At 40.0% G+C, this 16,949-nt stretch carries 22 protein-coding genes; 10 read left to right on the top strand and 12 right to left on the bottom strand.

The annotated features are described in order from the left end of the window. Positions 1–30: 30 nt before the first annotated feature. Positions 31–930 (bottom strand): cation diffusion facilitator family transporter, encoded by a 900-nt coding sequence (locus tag NST65_RS03065; protein ID WP_024426719.1) that lies wholly within the window; start codon positions 928–930, stop codon positions 31–33. 480 nt (positions 931–1,410) lie between these two features. Between NST65_RS03065 and gabP the strand changes: the two genes are divergently transcribed. From gabP to NST65_RS03050, 3 genes are all read left to right on the top strand, one after another. Then, positions 1,411–2,799: a GABA permease gene (gabP, locus tag NST65_RS03060; RefSeq protein WP_024424482.1), complete on the top strand. Its 1,389-nt coding sequence runs from the start codon at positions 1,411–1,413 to the stop codon at positions 2,797–2,799. Positions 2,800–2,896: 97 nt separating this feature from the next. After that, positions 2,897–4,429: a multicopper oxidase domain-containing protein gene (locus tag NST65_RS03055; RefSeq protein WP_024424481.1), complete on the top strand. Its 1,533-nt coding sequence runs from the start codon at positions 2,897–2,899 to the stop codon at positions 4,427–4,429. A gap of 273 nt (positions 4,430–4,702) precedes the next feature. Beyond that, positions 4,703–5,074, top strand: a complete 372-nt coding sequence (locus tag NST65_RS03050; protein WP_095407866.1) for a carboxymuconolactone decarboxylase family protein — start codon at positions 4,703–4,705, stop codon at positions 5,072–5,074. Positions 5,075–5,288: 214 nt separating this feature from the next. Here the strand turns inward: NST65_RS03050 and NST65_RS03045 are convergent, their stop codons facing one another. After that, positions 5,289–6,338 carry a hypothetical protein gene (locus tag NST65_RS03045; protein ID WP_041116021.1) on the bottom strand — a complete coding sequence of 350 codons (1,050 nt, stop codon included), beginning with the start codon at positions 6,336–6,338 and terminating at the stop codon, positions 5,289–5,291. Positions 6,339–6,411: 73 nt separating this feature from the next. Further along, positions 6,412–6,780 (bottom strand): RlpA-like double-psi beta-barrel domain-containing protein, encoded by a 369-nt coding sequence (locus NST65_RS03040; protein WP_024424478.1) that lies wholly within the window; start codon positions 6,778–6,780, stop codon positions 6,412–6,414. Between the two features lie 209 nt (positions 6,781–6,989). Here NST65_RS03040 and NST65_RS03035 point away from each other — a divergent pair, with 209 nt between their 5' ends. The 3 genes from NST65_RS03035 to NST65_RS03025 all read left to right on the top strand — a co-directional run bounded on the left by NST65_RS03035 (position 6,990) and on the right by NST65_RS03025 (position 8,745). Continuing rightward, positions 6,990–7,664, top strand: coding sequence for a hypothetical protein (locus NST65_RS03035; RefSeq protein WP_070326851.1), 675 nt, complete (start codon positions 6,990–6,992; stop codon positions 7,662–7,664). A gap of 124 nt (positions 7,665–7,788) precedes the next feature. Beyond that, positions 7,789–8,256, top strand: coding sequence for a hypothetical protein (locus NST65_RS03030; RefSeq protein WP_070326852.1), 468 nt, complete (start codon positions 7,789–7,791; stop codon positions 8,254–8,256). A 138-nt stretch (positions 8,257–8,394) separates the two neighbouring features. Next, positions 8,395–8,745 (top strand): DUF4064 domain-containing protein, encoded by a 351-nt coding sequence (locus NST65_RS03025; protein ID WP_025092751.1) that lies wholly within the window; start codon positions 8,395–8,397, stop codon positions 8,743–8,745. 30 nt (positions 8,746–8,775) lie between these two features. On the opposite strand, the gene NST65_RS03020 is transcribed toward NST65_RS03025, so the two are convergent. Further along, a complete protein-coding gene (locus tag NST65_RS03020; RefSeq protein WP_024426725.1) occupies positions 8,776–9,210 on the bottom strand; it encodes a hypothetical protein in 435 nt (144 codons plus the stop codon). A gap of 244 nt (positions 9,211–9,454) precedes the next feature. On the opposite strand from NST65_RS03020, the gene NST65_RS03015 reads away from it, so the two are divergent. Continuing rightward, on the top strand, positions 9,455–9,991 hold the full coding sequence (locus NST65_RS03015) for a hypothetical protein (protein WP_024426726.1): 537 nt from the start codon (positions 9,455–9,457) through the stop codon (positions 9,989–9,991). A 110-nt stretch (positions 9,992–10,101) separates the two neighbouring features. Here the strand turns inward: NST65_RS03015 and NST65_RS03010 are convergent, their stop codons facing one another. From NST65_RS03010 to groES, 6 genes are all read right to left on the bottom strand, one after another. Next, complete coding sequence (locus NST65_RS03010) at positions 10,102–10,740, bottom strand: FMN-binding negative transcriptional regulator (RefSeq protein ID WP_070326853.1); 639 nt, start codon at positions 10,738–10,740, stop codon at positions 10,102–10,104. Positions 10,741–10,760: 20 nt separating this feature from the next. After that, positions 10,761–11,279, bottom strand: a complete 519-nt coding sequence (locus tag NST65_RS03005) for a GNAT family N-acetyltransferase (protein ID WP_024426728.1) — start codon at positions 11,277–11,279, stop codon at positions 10,761–10,763. A 20-nt stretch (positions 11,280–11,299) separates the two neighbouring features. Further along, on the bottom strand, positions 11,300–11,752 hold the full coding sequence (locus NST65_RS03000) for a MarR family transcriptional regulator (RefSeq protein WP_041116013.1): 453 nt from the start codon (positions 11,750–11,752) through the stop codon (positions 11,300–11,302). Positions 11,753–11,860: 108 nt separating this feature from the next. Then, positions 11,861–11,992 carry a hypothetical protein gene (locus NST65_RS02995; RefSeq protein ID WP_255290936.1) on the bottom strand — a complete coding sequence of 44 codons (132 nt, stop codon included), beginning with the start codon at positions 11,990–11,992 and terminating at the stop codon, positions 11,861–11,863. A 138-nt stretch (positions 11,993–12,130) separates the two neighbouring features. Next, a complete protein-coding gene (groL, locus tag NST65_RS02990; protein ID WP_024424467.1) occupies positions 12,131–13,765 on the bottom strand; it encodes a chaperonin GroEL in 1,635 nt (544 codons plus the stop codon). A 54-nt stretch (positions 13,766–13,819) separates the two neighbouring features. After that, entirely contained in the window at positions 13,820–14,104 is a 285-nt protein-coding gene (groES, locus tag NST65_RS02985; RefSeq protein ID WP_024426730.1) for a co-chaperone GroES, read from the bottom strand. 229 nt (positions 14,105–14,333) lie between these two features. Here groES and NST65_RS02980 point away from each other — a divergent pair, with 229 nt between their 5' ends. From NST65_RS02980 to NST65_RS02970, 3 genes are read left to right on the top strand one after another with little or no spacing between them, the layout of a single operon-like run. Beyond that, entirely contained in the window at positions 14,334–15,068 is a 735-nt protein-coding gene (locus tag NST65_RS02980; protein ID WP_034283019.1) for a CPBP family intramembrane glutamic endopeptidase, read from the top strand. Next, entirely contained in the window at positions 15,065–15,259 is a 195-nt protein-coding gene (locus NST65_RS02975) for a YdiK family protein (RefSeq protein ID WP_003213897.1), read from the top strand. Before NST65_RS02980 ends, NST65_RS02975 begins: the two co-directional genes overlap by 4 nt. A 56-nt stretch (positions 15,260–15,315) precedes the next feature. Then, the gene (locus tag NST65_RS02970; RefSeq protein ID WP_046314200.1) at positions 15,316–15,942 is read left to right on the top strand and encodes an NUDIX domain-containing protein; all 627 of its coding nucleotides are present in this window, start codon (positions 15,316–15,318) and stop codon (positions 15,940–15,942) included. A gap of 38 nt (positions 15,943–15,980) precedes the next feature. Here the strand turns inward: NST65_RS02970 and tatC are convergent, their stop codons facing one another. Together tatC and NST65_RS02960 are read right to left on the bottom strand one after the other, a co-directional pair. Then, entirely contained in the window at positions 15,981–16,739 is a 759-nt protein-coding gene (gene tatC, locus NST65_RS02965; RefSeq protein WP_098676753.1) for a twin-arginine translocase subunit TatC, read from the bottom strand. A 6-nt stretch (positions 16,740–16,745) separates the two neighbouring features. Then, positions 16,746–16,925, bottom strand: coding sequence for a twin-arginine translocase TatA/TatE family subunit (locus NST65_RS02960; RefSeq protein WP_008355689.1), 180 nt, complete (start codon positions 16,923–16,925; stop codon positions 16,746–16,748). Positions 16,926–16,949: the final 24 nt, after the last annotated feature.

Here is a 16,949-nt window from a genome sequence, read left to right as displayed (position 1 = left end):
AACATCAGCACGTATAAAAAAGAAGCCTTTTCACGATGGGAAAGACTTCTTCTCTTCTTTTGACTTACTTGCCGGCTCCATATGAACATGAGAGTGTAAAATATCATGCTCCTGCTTCATTCTTCGTTCAATTTCATCTGCAATATCATGGCTTTCTGCTATGTTCAAGTTAGGCTCGACCTCAACCACTACATCCACATGGACTGTACTTCCAAGATAACGCGCTTTTATATCCTTTAAATCGCCTACTCCTGGTGTTGCTTCAATGGTCTCTTTATATTTAGACATATCTTTGATATGAAAACCGTCTGTTAACGAATGAGAGGCATCTCTGAAAATCTCCCACGCAGTTTTACAAATAATTAAGCCAATGACAAAGGCTGCTAGCGTATCAATCCATGCCAGCTGAAATTGAGAGGCCATAATTCCTACAAATGTTCCAATACTCACATACGCATCTGATTTATTATCAGCAGCTGCCGCATGGAGAGCCTGGCTATTAATTCGTTTGGACAGATTGCGGTTATAAATATACACACCGTACATCACAACAGCACTTCCTGCTGCTGTCCAAGCCGCGATCATATCCGGCGTTTGATGCTCAGATGAGAAGAACGACTGGCCTGCACTCAGCAAAACTTGAAGTCCAACAAGCATCATGATAAAGGAAGCCACAAGAGACGCAATATTTTCCGCTCTAAAATGACCATACGGATGATCTTCATCAGGCGGCTTTTGAGAAATACGCAGCCCAATCAACACAGCAAGGGATGCAATAATATCCGTCGTGTTATTCAATCCATCTGCTGAAAGAGCCTCTGAATGAAACACATACCCAATAATGAGTTTGACCGCAGATAAGATCACATAGGCAATGATGCTGACCCAAGCACCTGTTTCACCTTGTCTTAATTCGTTATAGCGCTCCATGTCGCCGCGCCTCCTCACACATCACTTTTCTATTATTTATCTTACAAAGCAAAGCCCGTGTGGGTCTACAGCAACATGATTCGCTCATGTCAGCAAAATAGGATAAATAGAAATGTGTTGACCTAAGCAAACTTATTTTTACAAGGTCAAATGACCTCAAGACCTACTCCCATCAACCTTTTTCCAATTCTCTTCGAAATGGCCATATCGTCAAATCACTCTTCTTTGGAAAATTATCAGAATAATTTTATTTTGAGACACAACTTCCCTCCTTCCTTTTTTATGCTATTTTAAAAATAAACAGAGGGAAAAGAGGGAACATAATCTCTCAAATCCTTTCTACTTTTTAACATCATGTTAAGAGGTTTGAAATGTCAGTTTGATAACCTGTCCAATGCTGAATGACAATTCAGTATGATAAAATTTAAAATATTCTAAAAACAAATTCTCTATTCATGAGAAATGTTTGGAGGTAAAGAAATGTCCAACATGACAAACGGTCTTCAAAAAAACCTTAAAACAAGACATATTTCGATGATTTCCATTGCTGGGGTCATTGGGGCAGGGCTATTTGTTGGTAGCGGCGCTGTCATTCATTCTGCAGGGCCTGGATCCATTCTTTCCTATTCTTTTGCCGGACTTCTGGTGATCTTTATTATGAGAATGCTTGGAGAAATGGCATGTGCCTATCCGACAAGCGGTTCTTTCTCACAATATGCGAGCGATGCCATCGGTCCATGGGCCGGGTTTACAATCGGCTGGCTTTACTGGTTCTTCTGGGTGATCGTCATCGCCATCGAAGCCATTGCCGGTGCTGCCATTATTCAATATTGGTATGGAGATGCACCTGTTTGGCTCACAAGCCTTATCCTCACAATCCTCTTAACATTAACAAATATCTTTTCTGTTAAATCTTTTGGCGAATTTGAATATTGGTTTTCATTAATTAAAGTCGTCAGCATCATTCTCTTTCTACTCATTGGTTTTGCATTTATCTTTGGTTTTGGCGGTCATCATACTTCAGGTCTTGCCAATCTAACAGGGAACGGCGGTTTTCTTCCAAATGGATTCAGCTCTGTGTTACTCGGAATCGTCGTCGTCATCTTTTCCTTCATGGGAACGGAGATTGTGGCCATAGCGGCCGGTGAATCAGCAGACCCAGTCAAATCTGTGACGACAGCCACCCGCTCTGTTGTATGGCGTATTATCGTATTCTATGTCGGATCAATTGCTGTCGTTGTCACCTTGCTTCCTTGGAATTCCGCAAGTATTTTAACAAGCCCGTTCGTTGCGGTATTAGAATACATTGGTGTTCCATCAGCCGCTCAAGTCATGAACGTCATTGTCTTAACAGCTGTTCTATCTTGTTTAAACTCCGGTTTGTACACAACGTCCAGAATGCTTTATTCATTAGCAGAAAGAGGCGAAGCGCCGAAACGCTTTATGAAAATCAGCAAACGTGGTGTTCCTGTAGCGGCTACAGTCGCAGGTACCTTCTTTTCCTACATTGCTGTCATGATGAACTACTTTTATCCTGAAACCATCTTTTTGTTCTTAGTCAATGCATCTGGCGCCATTGCTCTTCTTGTTTACTTGGTCATTGCCGTTTCACAATTAAGAATGCGACGCAAAATCGAAAAAGAAAATCCAGAACAGCTCAAAATCAAAATGTGGCTGTTCCCATACCTCACGTACTTTACCATTTTGGTCATTTGCGCCATCTTGGCATCGATGCTGTTTATCGAATCCATGCGGCCACAGCTCATTTTGACGAGTATCATTACCTTTGGCGTACTGGCTGCTTATTTCATCTTTAAACCGAATAAAAAAGTGCCTGCAAATGCGGCGCTTGAAAATAAACACCCTTAATTCTCCCGCTGAAAAGCGGGTTTTTTTATTTTATTCACCTATTTGGATGTCCGCACTTATACTGTATCAAATTGAATTTAAGTGAGGATTAGTCAACATGAACCTAGAAAAATTTGTTGACGAGCTTCCAATTCCAGAAGTCGCGGAGCCCGTCAAAAAGAACCCAAGACAAACGTATTATGAAATTGCTATGGAGGAGGTATTCTTAAAAGTTCATAGAGACCTGCCGCCAACCAAGCTATGGACCTATAATGGCAGCTTGCCTGGTCCAACCATTAAAGCCAATCGAAATGAAAAGGTCAAAGTGAAATGGATGAACAAATTGCCATTGAAACATTTTCTGCCTGTCGATCACACCATCCACTCCGGTCATCACGATGAACCAGAGGTCAAAACAGTCGTTCATCTGCATGGCGGCGTCACACCAGCAAGCAGTGACGGCTACCCAGAGGCCTGGTTCTCACGGGACTTTGAAGCAACCGGTCCTTTTTTTGAAAGAGAGACTTACGTCTACCCAAATCATCAGCAAGCCTGCACATTGTGGTATCACGATCATGCAATGGCACTGACACGACTAAATGTGTACGCCGGTTTAGCTGGGTTTTATTTGATCTCAGATGCATTTGAAAAGTCTTTAGAGCTTCCGAAAGATGACTACGACATTCCTTTAATGATTATGGACCGGACGTTTCAGGAGGACGGCTCACTGTTTTATCCTAGCAGACCAAACGACACACCAGAGGACAGTGACATACCAGACCCATCCATCGTGCCCTTTTTTTGTGGAGAAACAATTTTAGTCAATGGAAAAGTATGGCCGTATTTAGAAGTAGAGCCGCGAAAATACCGTTTTCGTATTTTAAATGCGTCCAATACTAGAACTTACGAGCTGCATCTAGATAATGACGCTACAATCTTGCAAATCGGTTCCGATGGGGGCTTTTTGCCAAGACCTGTTCGCCATCAATCATTTAGCATCGCGCCTGCTGAACGTTTCGATGTCATCATCGACTTTTCAGCTTACGAAAACAAAACGATCACTCTCAAAAATACAGCCGGCTGCGGACAGGATGTGAATCCTGAAACAGATGCGAACATTATGCAATTCAAAGTCACACGTCCACTAAAAGGGAGAGTACCTAAAACATTACGTCCGATTTTCAAACCGCTGCCACCGCTTCGGCCAAGTCGAGCTGATAGAGAGCGTACACTCACACTTACCGGCACACAGGATAAATACGGCCGCCCTATCCTATTGCTCGATAACCATTTTTGGAATGATCCTGTCACGGAAAATCCTCGTCTTGGCAGTCTAGAGGTATGGTCTATCGTCAATCCAACCAGGGGTACACACCCTATTCATTTGCACCTTGTTCAATTTAGGGTTTTAGACAGAAGACCATTTGATACAGAAGTCTATCAATCGACAGGAGAAATCGTATATACAGGACCAAACGAAGCGCCTCCTTTACATGAACAAGGCTACAAGGACACCATTCAGGCGCATGCAGGTGAAGTCATTCGGATCGTTGCTCGTTTTGTTCCATACAGCGGCCGATATGTGTGGCATTGTCATATTTTAGAACATGAAGATTATGACATGATGAGGCCGATGGATATCATTCAGTAAAAATGAAACCACTCTTCCACTAAATGCGTAGAACTTATGAAACTGCTGATTACAAAGGGGCTAACGGACATCCATTCATTAGCCCTTTTATGATCCATTTCAAAATGGAAAAATAAATCGCATGAATCATTCCTTTGAAGAGCGTTCCATACTTAAAAAGTTGACGCAGCAAACCGATAATACTACTATATACCCATTACATCTATCAAAAGGCACATAAGCCATAATGAACGAACAAATGGAAAATTGCGATAAAAAACGGAGGAGTTCAATTTGAATGAAGAAAAAGAGACTTGCCAGGTCAAACAAGAAACAGCGGCAGGTAACAGAGAGAAGCTTTCAATCCATGAGAACGAGAGCATTCGGTCAAACATTGAACAACTAACCATTGAACTCAGTGAACAAAAAGAATTCAATCACTTCATATTAGATGAAAAACAAAAGGCCATCAGCACATTATCTTCCCTCATCACAAAAGGCAATTGTGATGAAGACTTAAAGACTCATTTTGAACAAGCATTACATATCGGACTTTCTGTTATAGAGATTATGGAGATTATTAAACACTGTACAAAGGTTGCTGGTTTCCCTCACTCCATTAATGCCCTGTTTATCTTTCAAAACTTATTAGATGAAAACAAATAAAACAGAGAAAACGAGATGTCAACAATCCTCTCGTTTTTTTATGTTCACTCATACTACTCTTTTTCTTTTCTTCTGTCACATAAGTAAAATATGAAAATAGCCCTCGTATCCCTGCTTAAAAACTGATTTTCCATCTATAAACCCACCATTTCTTCAGCATTTCAAATGACAAAATAAAAAAACGTCCAGTTATATAAATAACTGAACGTTTCCTTTATCGATTGACAGTGAAATTGTTAACGATTCCGCCATCCTTCTCCCAAGCGGCTTCCACTGTTTTCTTCTTCATATTGTATTCAAAAATCGTTCTTACCTTCGCCTTTCGTCCGGTGTCATCCTTTAATTCTTTTGCGTTTTTTGCAACACCTAAGAAATAAACAGACGACCCGTCCGTAGAAAATTGCGGCTGTGCAGCACTTAAAATATGAACATCCTGGCTGTTTTTAACGAGTGTCGTCGTTTTTCCTGTTTCTACATCAAGCATCTTAATCGAGGATATTTCTTTTTCTTTACGAACCTTTACTTCTGTATAAATCAATTTCTTATGATCTGGAGAAAATGAAATATCATTGATCGTTTGTGAGATACGTGCAATGCGTTTCCCCTTCTCACCTGTTTGAAGGGTGATCTTCATGGTCGTTGGTTCAGGATCTCTTCCCTTTTCATTCGCTTCATCGGTTTTTTGATAATCTTCTTTTAAAGAATAATGCTGGATCGCCAAATCATTTGAAGTCGGATCATATGCAAAAGAACTCACCGTATCATCCTTGCTTTTTTCTGGATACAGCTCCTTCATTTTGTGTGTGTTCAAATCAAAAGACGCGACAAAAAATTGCTCTCCAGAATCCTTGTTATACCTTAGAAATAACTTCTTTCCGTCACCAGACAGCCTCATACTGTCGATAGAATCATCACTCGTAAACAGTGTTTTTTCTTCTTCAGATTTCACATTTAATTCCCGAATACTCACCTTTTGCGTGTCTTCATCCGTATACGTGTAATATAAAACTTGTTTCGTAGAATCATAAGCAATCGAAGGATATGCTGTCAGTTTCTCCGTATGAAGCGCCCGATCATGCAAGTAATAAGTATTGTTTAACTTTTGATCTGTAAATGAAACGAGCAATTCGTCTTTTGCATCTTGATTTGTTTTGACTTTTCCTGTATGTTTCGCCTCTTGCCCAGGCTTCATCATGAAGAAAATAACTGCCGCAATCACTGCGACGCCAATGACTGTGATGATCCACCATGTTGATTTTTTCATTGCCTTTCAGACCCTCTCTACAAGAAAAGAAGCCAGAAAATGAACTTTTCCCGCTTCTTTGCATGCCTATGTATTAATAAGTGTAATGCCCTTTTACGACACCTTTACTTGTTTTATACCCAAGTGCTTTGAATGCTTTTGGACTTACGTCTAGTACAGCATTTGGCATTCTGCCTACATCATATTTATATACTGTAATCACTTTATGTGGTTTCGCTTTTGTTGTCACTCTTAGTTTTGTACCTTTTTTCGGTACGTCAAAGCCCATTTTAGTTGCTGCATCCCAATGACCGAGTTTTTTTCCATCTGCGCCTTTTTTGCCGACACCATTGTACCAAGTAATATTGCCGCTTACTTTTTTTGCACTTGCTCCATGTGAGAAACTGAATGCTAAAAATAAACTAGCTACTGTTACGATTGTCGTGATAAGCTTTTTATTCATTAAGAAATCCTCCGTTTTTGGTTTCTGCACTCATTATACATGAAGATGAACCCAGTTATTTTACAGACACATTACAATTCAAATACAAGTTGACCACTTTATGACCGATAAAGTTCATAAATACTACCATAAACAGCCAGAACATTGTAAGCAGCCCCCCTCCTTCATTTTATATAATGAAAGTGAATCAAATTTAAGGAGGAATTTTCATGAAAAAGTGTTTCACCGTTTTGATTGTAAGTTTGGCCTTCGTTTTGATGTTTTCAAGTCTTCCTGCCTCAGCGGCTAGTCCTCGTCACGGCGCCATTGTGACGCAAACAGATGAAGCCAAATGGTCAGGTATCTATGCTGATATTGTCCTGCCGAAAACAGCCACCATTAAAAATGGCTATGCGGACTGGTATCTCGGTCTCGGCTCTGCTGTTGTAGAGAGCGGTATTTCAAAAACGTCTTCTGGCTATAAGGTTTTTCTGGGCAGCGGCTCACAAGGCGGCAGTAAATACTGGAACAGCGAATACGATACAAGTATTAAAGATGGCGCACGGGTCAACTTAAAGCTCATCAACAATGGTGATGGCACGGTGTCACTATATGTCAATGGGAAATTGCGCTATAAGCAGCCTGTTTACAACCCTAGCCGTCTGAAAAACCTTGATGTTGTCAAAATGGTACATGGCGTACAGGATAATGGAACAAACAGCTATTCACAAGCAAGCTTTTCGAATGTACAGCTTCGTGCAAATACATCAGGAAGTGTCTATAAAAATTGGGACGGGTCAATCAAATCGTCACTTTTACGTAAAAATTTAGAATCCGGTGCCGCAGCTCCTAAATTCACCGTCATTTCTTCTATCCCATTAAGTACAAGCCTTTCAGCACAATAAGAAAAAAGCACCCTCCATTGGGTGCTTTTTATTGTTCACAGCTTATCAACACTTCTCTTTTAATCAAAACAAGGATTCGTGGTAACATAAACATACAACATTCGACGAAAAAAGGAGAACGAACGTGAAAAAAAGTCTACTTGTTTTCATGAGTCTAGTTGCAAGTCTCTCCATTCTAGCAGCTTGCTCAAATACGACAAAAGAACAAAAACCAGAATCTAAAGCACTTCCAACGATTAATGAACGCACTCAAAAGGAAACGAAAGAAGTGATGGAGCAGTCTAAGCTCATCAAAGACACTGACATCACCGTTGATCAAAAGAAAAAAATCATTTCTTTAAACGTAACGGCTTCCTCTGATACCAATAGTGATTACGCTGAAGTCATCGGTTTAAACTTTGCAAAAACGCTGGCCATTGGTGCATCAACTGAAAAAGAAAACAATCTGCATAAACCTGAAAATGACAGCCTCGGCGCCCTCTATTCCTTCTATGACCTAAACATCACCGTGAAACAAGAAAACGGCAAGGTGCTGGCAAAGGGAACGAAAAAAACAAATGAAACAAAAATCACTTGGGAAAGAGCCCAATAATTGGACAAGAAAATCCTTTATGGATTTTCTTGTTTTTTTTAACAAAACTATTAACTTTATGAAAAGAATGCCGATTAGTAAGATTGTGTTGGTTCTTAAGTACCAATAATTCTTATTTACATATCGGAGGAAAGTATCATGAAAAGAACAACTGAATTTGTTTTAGGTTTAATTGGAGGTATTTTTGGATTTTTCGGCGCAATGTTCGCTCTTGCTTTCGGAGGAATCGATGCAGCATTTAGCGATTCAGGCACGAGTGAAATTACAGGATTAGGCTGGGCAGCAATGCTTTTCTCTATTCTTGCCATTGTCTCATCTGTCATTGTAAAGAAAAAAGCAAAGCTTGGTGGAATTTTATTATTAGTATCTGCTGTAGGCGGCATTATTTCTATTTCTATGTTCTTCATCCTTCCAGCTGTATTAATCATCATTGCAGGCTGCATGGGCGTGTTTAGAAAAGAGCCTGTCGTCAATAACACAACTGCATAAAAATAGAGAATAAAGCTTGTAGAGATTGCTCTACAAGCCTTTTCTCTCTACTCTTTGTAATTCATATTGAATCGCATCAACTAACTCTATTATGTTTTCATCTGTCCAAAGATCCAACATAAATAATATATCATTCACCATGTGTGACAAATCTTCTTGGCTCATCAATTCTTCTTTGTAAGCAGGGACAACAAAGAAATAGAGTAGATCAGCCAATTCAAGAACGACACGTACATCTTTTTCATCCATGATGGCTTTATGCAAAGAATGAATCAGCCATTTGAGGTCTTCATGAATCTCAATAGGAACATACATCAATTGGTGTATTTCATCGGTATCCCTCTCACTTAGAATCCTCTCAGCAGATTCCTTTGAAAGAGCCCCAACTGTATTTGAAGATATATTCAGAAACAAGAATTCATGTTGATCCTCTCTATTAACCGTCTTGATTGACGAACCTTCCATCTCAATCACTCCCAATCCCTTATAATAATTCTATTATAAGGAAATTTAAGTTCGTTTTAAGTCACAAGAAGTGGATTTTATGTAATTTTAAGCTAACTGGTTTATAAAAAACTCTCCAAAACAATTATTTTCTATTTTTATCATTTTTTGTTGATTTACAAGTACTTTTATCCTATTATAATAGTCATGATCAATATATAAGCACAGGACGCTTATATAAATTAAAAAAAAGGGGATTTTCATTTTGAAGAAATTCTATGCTTTATTTTTAGCTTTAGGGCTGACATTTACACTGGCTGCTTGCGGCTCAACAGAAGATGTGTCTACAGGTGCATCTAAAGAAAAAGAGTCTACAAGCACAAAAACACAATCAAAAAACAAAAAAGACGATGGTTCAAAGAAAATAAATGCGAGCAAACACAAAACAACTGCTCAAGGAATGAAAGTAAACCTTGGCGAGATTAAAATTATGAAGGATAGAATCAATGTTGGGATGAATATCGAAAATACGACAGATAAAGTTCTAAACTTCTATCCAGATCAAGGTAAAGTTGTAGCTGGAAGCATGCAATTAGATGCCAATATGTTTATGACTGATGGTGATATTGGTGGCGAAGTTGAAGGTGGCGTTAAACAAGATGGTGTTATTCAATTCTTAGCTCCTGAGGGCAAAGAGATCAACATTAAAAATATCAAAGAATTAAAGCTGAAATTTGGAAATGTCACAACTGACGATTACATGAATAGTAAAGATGTAACCTTCACAGTTAAAGTAAAATAATTTGTTTCATTAAAGCCCTTGAATGATGAGGGCTTTTTTATTTATCATCACAAAAAAACACTTTCCTAGAAGAAAGTGTTTAAGTAACGTTCTCATTCATTTTTAGCGCTTCATAAGAATAACTGATCTTTCGAGAAGCCTCTTACACGGAACTCTCTTTTCATCGCCTCAGCCATTTCCACTTCACCCTCTGCCTCCAGCTTTTCAATGATGCGGTCATAATCCCTTTCGTGGCGATTTTGGCTTAATTTGAAAGCAGCCTGAACTTCATCAATGATGATTTTAAAACCTACAATGCCTTTCATTTGCTTCTCTAACAGTTCCTCAGACAACGTATCCCATAACACCGGCTGTTCCCTGCGAGTTTCGTATGTCTCCAGCATTGTGGTTAATTCCTTAACCAGTTCCGATTTTTCAAGCAGTTCCGCCTTTCCATAAACATGAACAGCCTGGTAATTCCATGTTGGTACTGCTTCTTTTTCATACCATGAAGAGGATATGTAGGCATGCGGCCCTTGAAAGATGACGAGCGTCTTCTCGCTCTCTTCAAACGTTTTCCACTGAGGATTCCCAATCGCCATATGCCCTGAGATCACATACGAATCGTCAACTTGATGAAAACTCACCGGAATATGTGTCGCAATGGGCTTTCCATTCGATGTCGTCACAACTGTTGCAAATGAATGAGATTGAATAAATGATTTGATTTTCTCTATATCTTTCACTCGAAAAAATGATGGGATATGCATGTACCCTTCCTCCTTTTTGATCAGCTCAAAGTTTTGGTCATAATGAAATCCATTTGCTCTTCGTCCCCCATGAGAAAGGCGTGCACCCCTGTTTGAACAAATCCATGCTTTTGATAGAAAGCGATGGCCGCTCTATTGTGCTCCCACACCCCAAGCCAAACATCCCGTTTATGATGATTTTTCGCAATTTCAATGGCTTGATCGATTAAATATTTGCCTAATCCTTGCTTTTGAAAGGATTGCTTGATATAAATTCTTTCAATCTCTAACGCGTCATCGCCCATCTCTTCTGATTGGGCATCATTCATATTGATCTTCAAATAACCAGCTACTTCCCCATTCACTTGAACAAAATAAAACTGTGAAGAAGGGTGCTGTAATTCCTTTAACAGCTGGTTTAGGTGAAAAGCTGTCTTCACGTAAGCTTCGATATGTTCCACTTTGTTTTGATCCAGAAAGGTTTCTTTAAACGTATTGATCCCTATTTTCTGTAGCTCCTTTACATGTTGTACATTGCACCGAATGAAATTGACGGTCATAAAGTCGCCCTCCTTATTAATTAGTAGCTTCTCTTTATCCCTTTTTTCACATCTTCCCAGTCCTTTTCTATATTCTTTCGCACCCTTAGAAGATACTCATAAATCTGTTCCGCTTCTTCCTCAGAAAACCCACTGAGCGCCACTTGATTCGAATAATCATGTTCTCGTTTGATCATTGGGTAGACCGTTTCCCCTTTTTCAGTTGGAAACAGCTTTTTGATTTTTTTATTCACACGATCCTCTTTTTTCTCAATAAACCCATGCAGTTCTAGCTTTTTGATAGCCCGAGCCGCCGTAGTTCGATCCACCTTAATCATTTCCGCCAGCTTTTCCTGAATGATACCAGGCTCCTCACAAATACGCACAAGATACAAATACTGCCCCTTCGTTAAATCGTACTCTTTAAATTCAATATTACTTATGGAATCAAGCGCGCGAGCAATCACGCCGATCTCCCGCAAAATCTCTTTCATGTACCTCGACTCCTTTTGTTGCATTTACAACAAACAACTAAAATTAGTATAACCAATTAATGTTGTATTTGCAATAAAAAACCCACCCTCCAATTGGAAGTGGGTTTTTTATTTATCACGCTTCTTTGATCCAAACACTCCAAACACAACGGCCAGTGCAACAATAATCGCTACCCATGTAGTGAAGCCCATATGATCACCGCTTTTCTTTTTAAAATACCGTATCGGGTAAAAACCCATGAAATCACTTGCTCTTATTTTAACGGTTGAAAAGCAGTAAAGGTTTCAATTCAGCAGCCCTGATACTTTTTATTGCATGTGATCAAATTCATGAAGACATAACAAAAACCCCTATATTTCAAGGGGTTTTCGAGGGTGTTACATCATTCCGCCCATTCCACCCATGCCGCCCATATCCGGCATTCCGCCGCCTGAGCCGCCTTCTTCTGGTTTGTCAGCAACGACTGCTTCAGTTGTTAGAAGCATTGCTGCTACAGAAGCTGCGTTTTGAAGTGCAGAGCGAGTTACTTTTGTTGGGTCAACGATTCCTTTTTCGATCATGTTTACCCATTCGTTTGTTGCTGCGTTGAAGCCTACGCCAATTTCTTCGTTTTTCAAGCGCTCAACGATAACAGATCCTTCAAGACCTGCGTTGTGAGCGATTTGACGAATTGGCTCTTCAAGAGAACGTAGAACGATGTTCACACCTGTTTGAACGTCACCATCAGCTTCGATTGAAGCGACTTTGTTGTATACATTCACAAGTGCTGTACCACCACCGGATACGATACCTTCTTCAACTGCTGCGCGAGTTGAGTTCAGTGCATCCTCGATGCGTAGTTTACGCTCTTTTAGTTCTGTTTCAGTTGCAGCACCAACTTTGATGACAGCGACGCCGCCAGCTAGTTTTGCAAGACGTTCTTGTAATTTTTCTTTATCGAATTCAGAAGTTGTTTCTTCTACTTGAGCACGGATTTGGTTCACACGTGCTGCAATTTGAGCAGAATCTCCTGAGCCCTCTACGATTGTTGTGTTTTCTTTTGTCACAACAACTTTAGACGCGCGGCCAAGCTGACCGATTTCAGTTGATTTCAGGTCAAGTCCTAGGTCTTCTGTGATTAATTCTCCGCCAGTTAGAACAGAGATGTCTTCAAGCATTGCTTTACGACGATCACCGAATCCAGGTGCTTTTACTGCCACTGCGTTGAATGTACCACGAAGTTTGTTCACAACAAGAGTTGCAAGTGCTTCGCCTTCTACATCTTCAGCAATGAGCAATAATGGTTTTCCTTGTTGTACAACTTGCTCAAGTACAGGAAGGATTTCTTGAATGTTTGTGATCTTTTTATCCGTAATTAAGATGTAAGGATTTTCAAGAACCGCTTCCATCTTATCAGAATCCGTCACCATGTATGGTGAAGCATATCCGCGGTCAAATTGCATACCTTCAACCACTTCAAGCTCAGTTGTGAATCCTTTAGATTCTTCAATTGTGATAACTCCGTCGTTACCTACACGTTCCATAGCTTCTGCGATTAGGCTGCCGACTTCTTCATCTGCTGCAGAAATAGCCGCAACTTGAGCAATTGATTCTTTGCCTTCGATTGGTTTAGAAATCTCGTGCAAGCCTTCAAGTGCTACTTTCACTGCTTCTTCGATCCCTTTACGCACGCCAACAGGGTTTGCACCAGCTGTTACGTTTTTCAGACCTTCACGGATCATCGCTTGAGCTAGAACTGTTGCAGTCGTAGTACCGTCACCAGCTACGTCGTTTGTTTTGCTTGCAACTTCAGCCACAAGTTTTGCACCCATGTTTTCAAATGCATCTTCTAATTCGATTTCTTTTGCAATCGTTACACCATCATTTGTGATAAGTGGAGAACCGAATTTTTTCTCAAGAACCACGTTACGTCCTTTAGGTCCTAAAGTTACTTTTACAGCATCTGCAAGTGCATCTACACCGCGTAACATCGCGCGACGTGCTTCTTCACTGAACTTAATATCTTTTGCCATAATAACGAAACCTCCTCAGTCTTTTTAAAAATTTATCTCAATTTTTTTATGTGATTAGCCAATAACGGCTAAAATGTCGCTCTCACGAAGGATTAAATATTCTTTGCCTTCATATTTCACTTCAGTGCCTGCATATTTTGAGAAGATAATGCGGTCGCCTGTGCTTACTTCTAACGCAACGCGCTCACCACTTTCAAGTACACGCCCTGAACCTGCTGCAACAATTTTACCTTCTTGCGGTTTTTCTTTTGCAGAATCCGGTAAAACAATACCGCTAGCGGTTTTTTCCTCAGATTCAACGAGTTCAATGATTACGCGATCGCCTAATGGCTTTAACATAAGAAACAACCTCCTCAATTTTTATATGTAGTCTTTTTTAGCACTCATCACCAGAGAGTGCTAACACATTTATTATAATAAAGAATGTCTTCTGCAATTTCAAGTAAAAACCTTTAAAAATTTTTACGCTTTCACGATCTTTTTTGATCTCAGATTCTTTCCTTTTCATCGAAAAAGGAGACTTGTGTTACAATAAATCTAGTTCTTTTAGTAAAGGGGTTTTCGTTACTTGAAAAAACAATATTGGTACATCATCTTAACGTATATATTGGTGCAGGTTTCTGCGTTTCCTTATGTGCTCATTATGAAATGGCTGGGATTCATTCAATCACCGATGACTCAAACAGAGCTTTCAAAATTATCAGGAACGTGGACAATCATCAGTTTTTGTATCGGATTGATCATTATTCTGCTCATCCTTCGAACCGTCCCAAAAGCTTCACTGCGAAATGAAGCGCCAGTTTCAATCGGTTCTGCTATCGCATGGATCATTGGCGGTTTCTTTCTTTCTCTCTTTGCACAATCGATTGCGGGGGCGATTGAACAATATGGATTCGGCATTGGCCGTGAGTCAGAAAATACGCAAACCATTTTATCCATTATGGATGCCGTTCCTTGGCTTGTCATTGTCATCGCCCTGATTGGTCCAATCTTAGAGGAAATCATTTTCCGTAAAATCATCTTTGGTGTGATTTATGAAAAAACGAATTTCTTCATTGGAGCACTTGCCAGTTCAGTGGTTTTCGCTGCTGTACACTATGATTTTCCCCATATCTTGCTCTATACCGCAATGGGCTTTACCTTTGCCTTTTTATATGCGAAAACAAAACGAATCATTGTTCCAATCGGCGCTCACATGCTGATGAATTCACTTGTCGTTCTTGTGCAGATTGAGCCAGTGAAAAAAATGATTGAAGAACAATCTCAAACCATGCAAATGATTATTGGAGGCTTTTTCTCATGAGAAACCCAGTCGTATGGGGCATCATTTATTTTGCCGTAGGTGTGGCTTTCACCTATATGGCCATTCAAAACCCAGGTGACATGTGGTCATTTTACAGTATTTTGCTGATGGTGTTTGCGGCCTATAATATCAATATCGCGCTTAAAATGTTTGCCTTCTCTGTCAAACTCAAAAAACAGCAGCAAAAATAAATTAAAAACCATTTTCCACTGTTGGAAAATGGTTTTTTTATGGAGGATGTATCTTCATGGAACATGAAAAACTTCGTATATTCAATGATCAGCATGAAACAATTGGAGCTGCCGCTCGTTCAGTTGTCCACGCCCAAGGCCATTGGCATGAAACATTTCATTTCTGGCTTCTTAAAAAAGAGCATAACACCGTATATCTCTATTTTCAGCTAAGAAGTCCCGCAAAAAAGGATTTTCCTTCTCTGTTTGATATCACCGCAGCGGGCCATCTTCTCGCAGATGAACAGCCTTCTGATGGCTTAAGAGAGGTAGAAGAAGAACTTGGTCTTTCCATCCCTTTTGAGAACCTCACCTTTGCAGGTGTCATACAGGATGAAATCCATATGCCTTCGTTCATCGATCGTGAGTTCTGCCATGTGTACCTTTATATGAATCAAGTTGAGCACATGGAAGTTCATCTACAGAAAGAAGAAGTCGCTGGTCTCTACAGAGCAAAGCTGCTTGATGCGCAGCAGCTGTTAACAGGGACATTTGAAAGAATTCGAATCGAGGGCTTTCAAGTTGATGCAAATGAAGAACGACGTGAGAAAAGCATCGAAGTGGGTGTTCATGATTTTGTCCCGCATGTGCCCGCCTATTATGAGCACCTCTTTCACGCGATCAATCAATTTCTTATACAATAGAAAAAGCATCGTGATCCTCATTGGATCATGATGCTTTTTTATGAAACATAATGTTTTTCTTTCTCCTCTGTTTGCTGCATTTTGCGGTAGGTCACTCTCGAAATGATAATGCTCACTTCATATAAAACGAGCATTGGCAAGGTGACCATGAGGTGAGAAACAAGCTCTGGCGGTGTAATAAGTGCGGCAATGACAAGGAGGACAAAATAGGCATACTTCCGTATTTTTGATAAAAACATCGGTGTGATGATACCAAGTCTTGTGAGAAACATCAACACGACGGGCATCTGAAACAAAAAGCCAAATGGAAGTGTTAACTGCATCAGAAATGTAAAATACTCATGAATCCCAATGACTTGCTCTACATTTAAATCATTCGACATTCGCATCATAAAGTCGACGACAAACGGAAACAAAATAAAATAAGAGAAAGCCACACCGCTCAAAAATAAAAGCAGTGCAATCGGAATGTAAGCAAGTGTCACCTTTCTTTCTTTTTCATATAAGCCAGGACTCACAAACGCCCACAGCTGATATAAAATAACGGGACACGTCAAAACCAAAGCAATGACAAATGCGAACTGCATAAACACGTACAGTGGATCTGTAAGCTTAAATGCGTTCAGCGTGAGTGTTGCCGCTTCATCGGTATTTTGTAAATACACAATGACCGGCTTCGCGAGAAAAAAACCAGCCACCATAAAGGCGACAAAAAACATCGCAATGATCACTAAACGTTTTCGCAGTTCCACAATATGCTCCATAAGCGGCATATCTTTGACATTCATGAAGCTCATCCTATTCTACTGATCTTCTTTTTTCTTTTTTTCTTCCTGATCATCAGCTAAGCCTTTTGTGGCATTTTTGAATTCACGTAGTGTATCTCCTGCTGCTCTTCCTAATTCAGGAAGCTTTTTCGGCCCAAAAATAATGAGCGCTACAATCGCAATCAGAATCAAACTCCCAGGACCGATCGGACCCATTTGCTCCACCCCCTTTACCCCTTT

The organism is Bacillus sp. FSL P4-0248, from assembly GCF_038593305.1.
In the GTDB taxonomy this organism is placed as follows: Bacteria; Bacillota; Bacilli; order Bacillales; family Bacillaceae; genus Bacillus; species Bacillus safensis.
The sequence above is the reverse complement of the archived record's forward strand: the minus strand, read 5'-3'. Positions and strand labels throughout refer to the sequence as shown.

Coding starts and splice junctions, on each gene's coding strand:
- NST65_RS02970 (WP_046314200.1), top strand. CDS start 15,316: ATGGAACATGAAAAACTTCGTATATTCAATGATCAGCATGAAACAATT.
- tatC (WP_098676753.1), bottom strand. CDS start 16,739: ATGAGCTTCATGAATGTCAAAGATATGCCGCTTATGGAGCATATTGTG.
- gabP (WP_024424482.1), top strand. CDS start 1,411: ATGTCCAACATGACAAACGGTCTTCAAAAAAACCTTAAAACAAGACAT.
- NST65_RS03045 (WP_041116021.1), bottom strand. CDS start 6,338: ATGAAAAAATCAACATGGTGGATCATCACAGTCATTGGCGTCGCAGTG.
- NST65_RS02960 (WP_008355689.1), bottom strand. CDS start 16,925: ATGGGTCCGATCGGTCCTGGGAGTTTGATTCTGATTGCGATTGTAGCG.
- NST65_RS03055 (WP_024424481.1), top strand. CDS start 2,897: ATGAACCTAGAAAAATTTGTTGACGAGCTTCCAATTCCAGAAGTCGCG.
- NST65_RS03040 (WP_024424478.1), bottom strand. CDS start 6,780: ATGAATAAAAAGCTTATCACGACAATCGTAACAGTAGCTAGTTTATTT.
- NST65_RS03035 (WP_070326851.1), top strand. CDS start 6,990: ATGAAAAAGTGTTTCACCGTTTTGATTGTAAGTTTGGCCTTCGTTTTG.
- NST65_RS03020 (WP_024426725.1), bottom strand. CDS start 9,210: ATGGAAGGTTCGTCAATCAAGACGGTTAATAGAGAGGATCAACATGAA.
- NST65_RS02975 (WP_003213897.1), top strand. CDS start 15,065: ATGAGAAACCCAGTCGTATGGGGCATCATTTATTTTGCCGTAGGTGTG.
- groL (WP_024424467.1), bottom strand. CDS start 13,765: ATGGCAAAAGATATTAAGTTCAGTGAAGAAGCACGTCGCGCGATGTTA.
- NST65_RS03025 (WP_025092751.1), top strand. CDS start 8,395: ATGAAAAGAACAACTGAATTTGTTTTAGGTTTAATTGGAGGTATTTTT.
- groES (WP_024426730.1), bottom strand. CDS start 14,104: ATGTTAAAGCCATTAGGCGATCGCGTAATCATTGAACTCGTTGAATCT.
- NST65_RS03000 (WP_041116013.1), bottom strand. CDS start 11,752: ATGAAAGAGATTTTGCGGGAGATCGGCGTGATTGCTCGCGCGCTTGAT.
- NST65_RS02995 (WP_255290936.1), bottom strand. CDS start 11,992: ATGGGTTTTTACCCGATACGGTATTTTAAAAAGAAAAGCGGTGATCAT.
- NST65_RS03065 (WP_024426719.1), bottom strand. CDS start 930: ATGGAGCGCTATAACGAATTAAGACAAGGTGAAACAGGTGCTTGGGTC.
- NST65_RS03005 (WP_024426728.1), bottom strand. CDS start 11,279: ATGACCGTCAATTTCATTCGGTGCAATGTACAACATGTAAAGGAGCTA.
- NST65_RS03010 (WP_070326853.1), bottom strand. CDS start 10,740: ATGCATATCCCATCATTTTTTCGAGTGAAAGATATAGAGAAAATCAAA.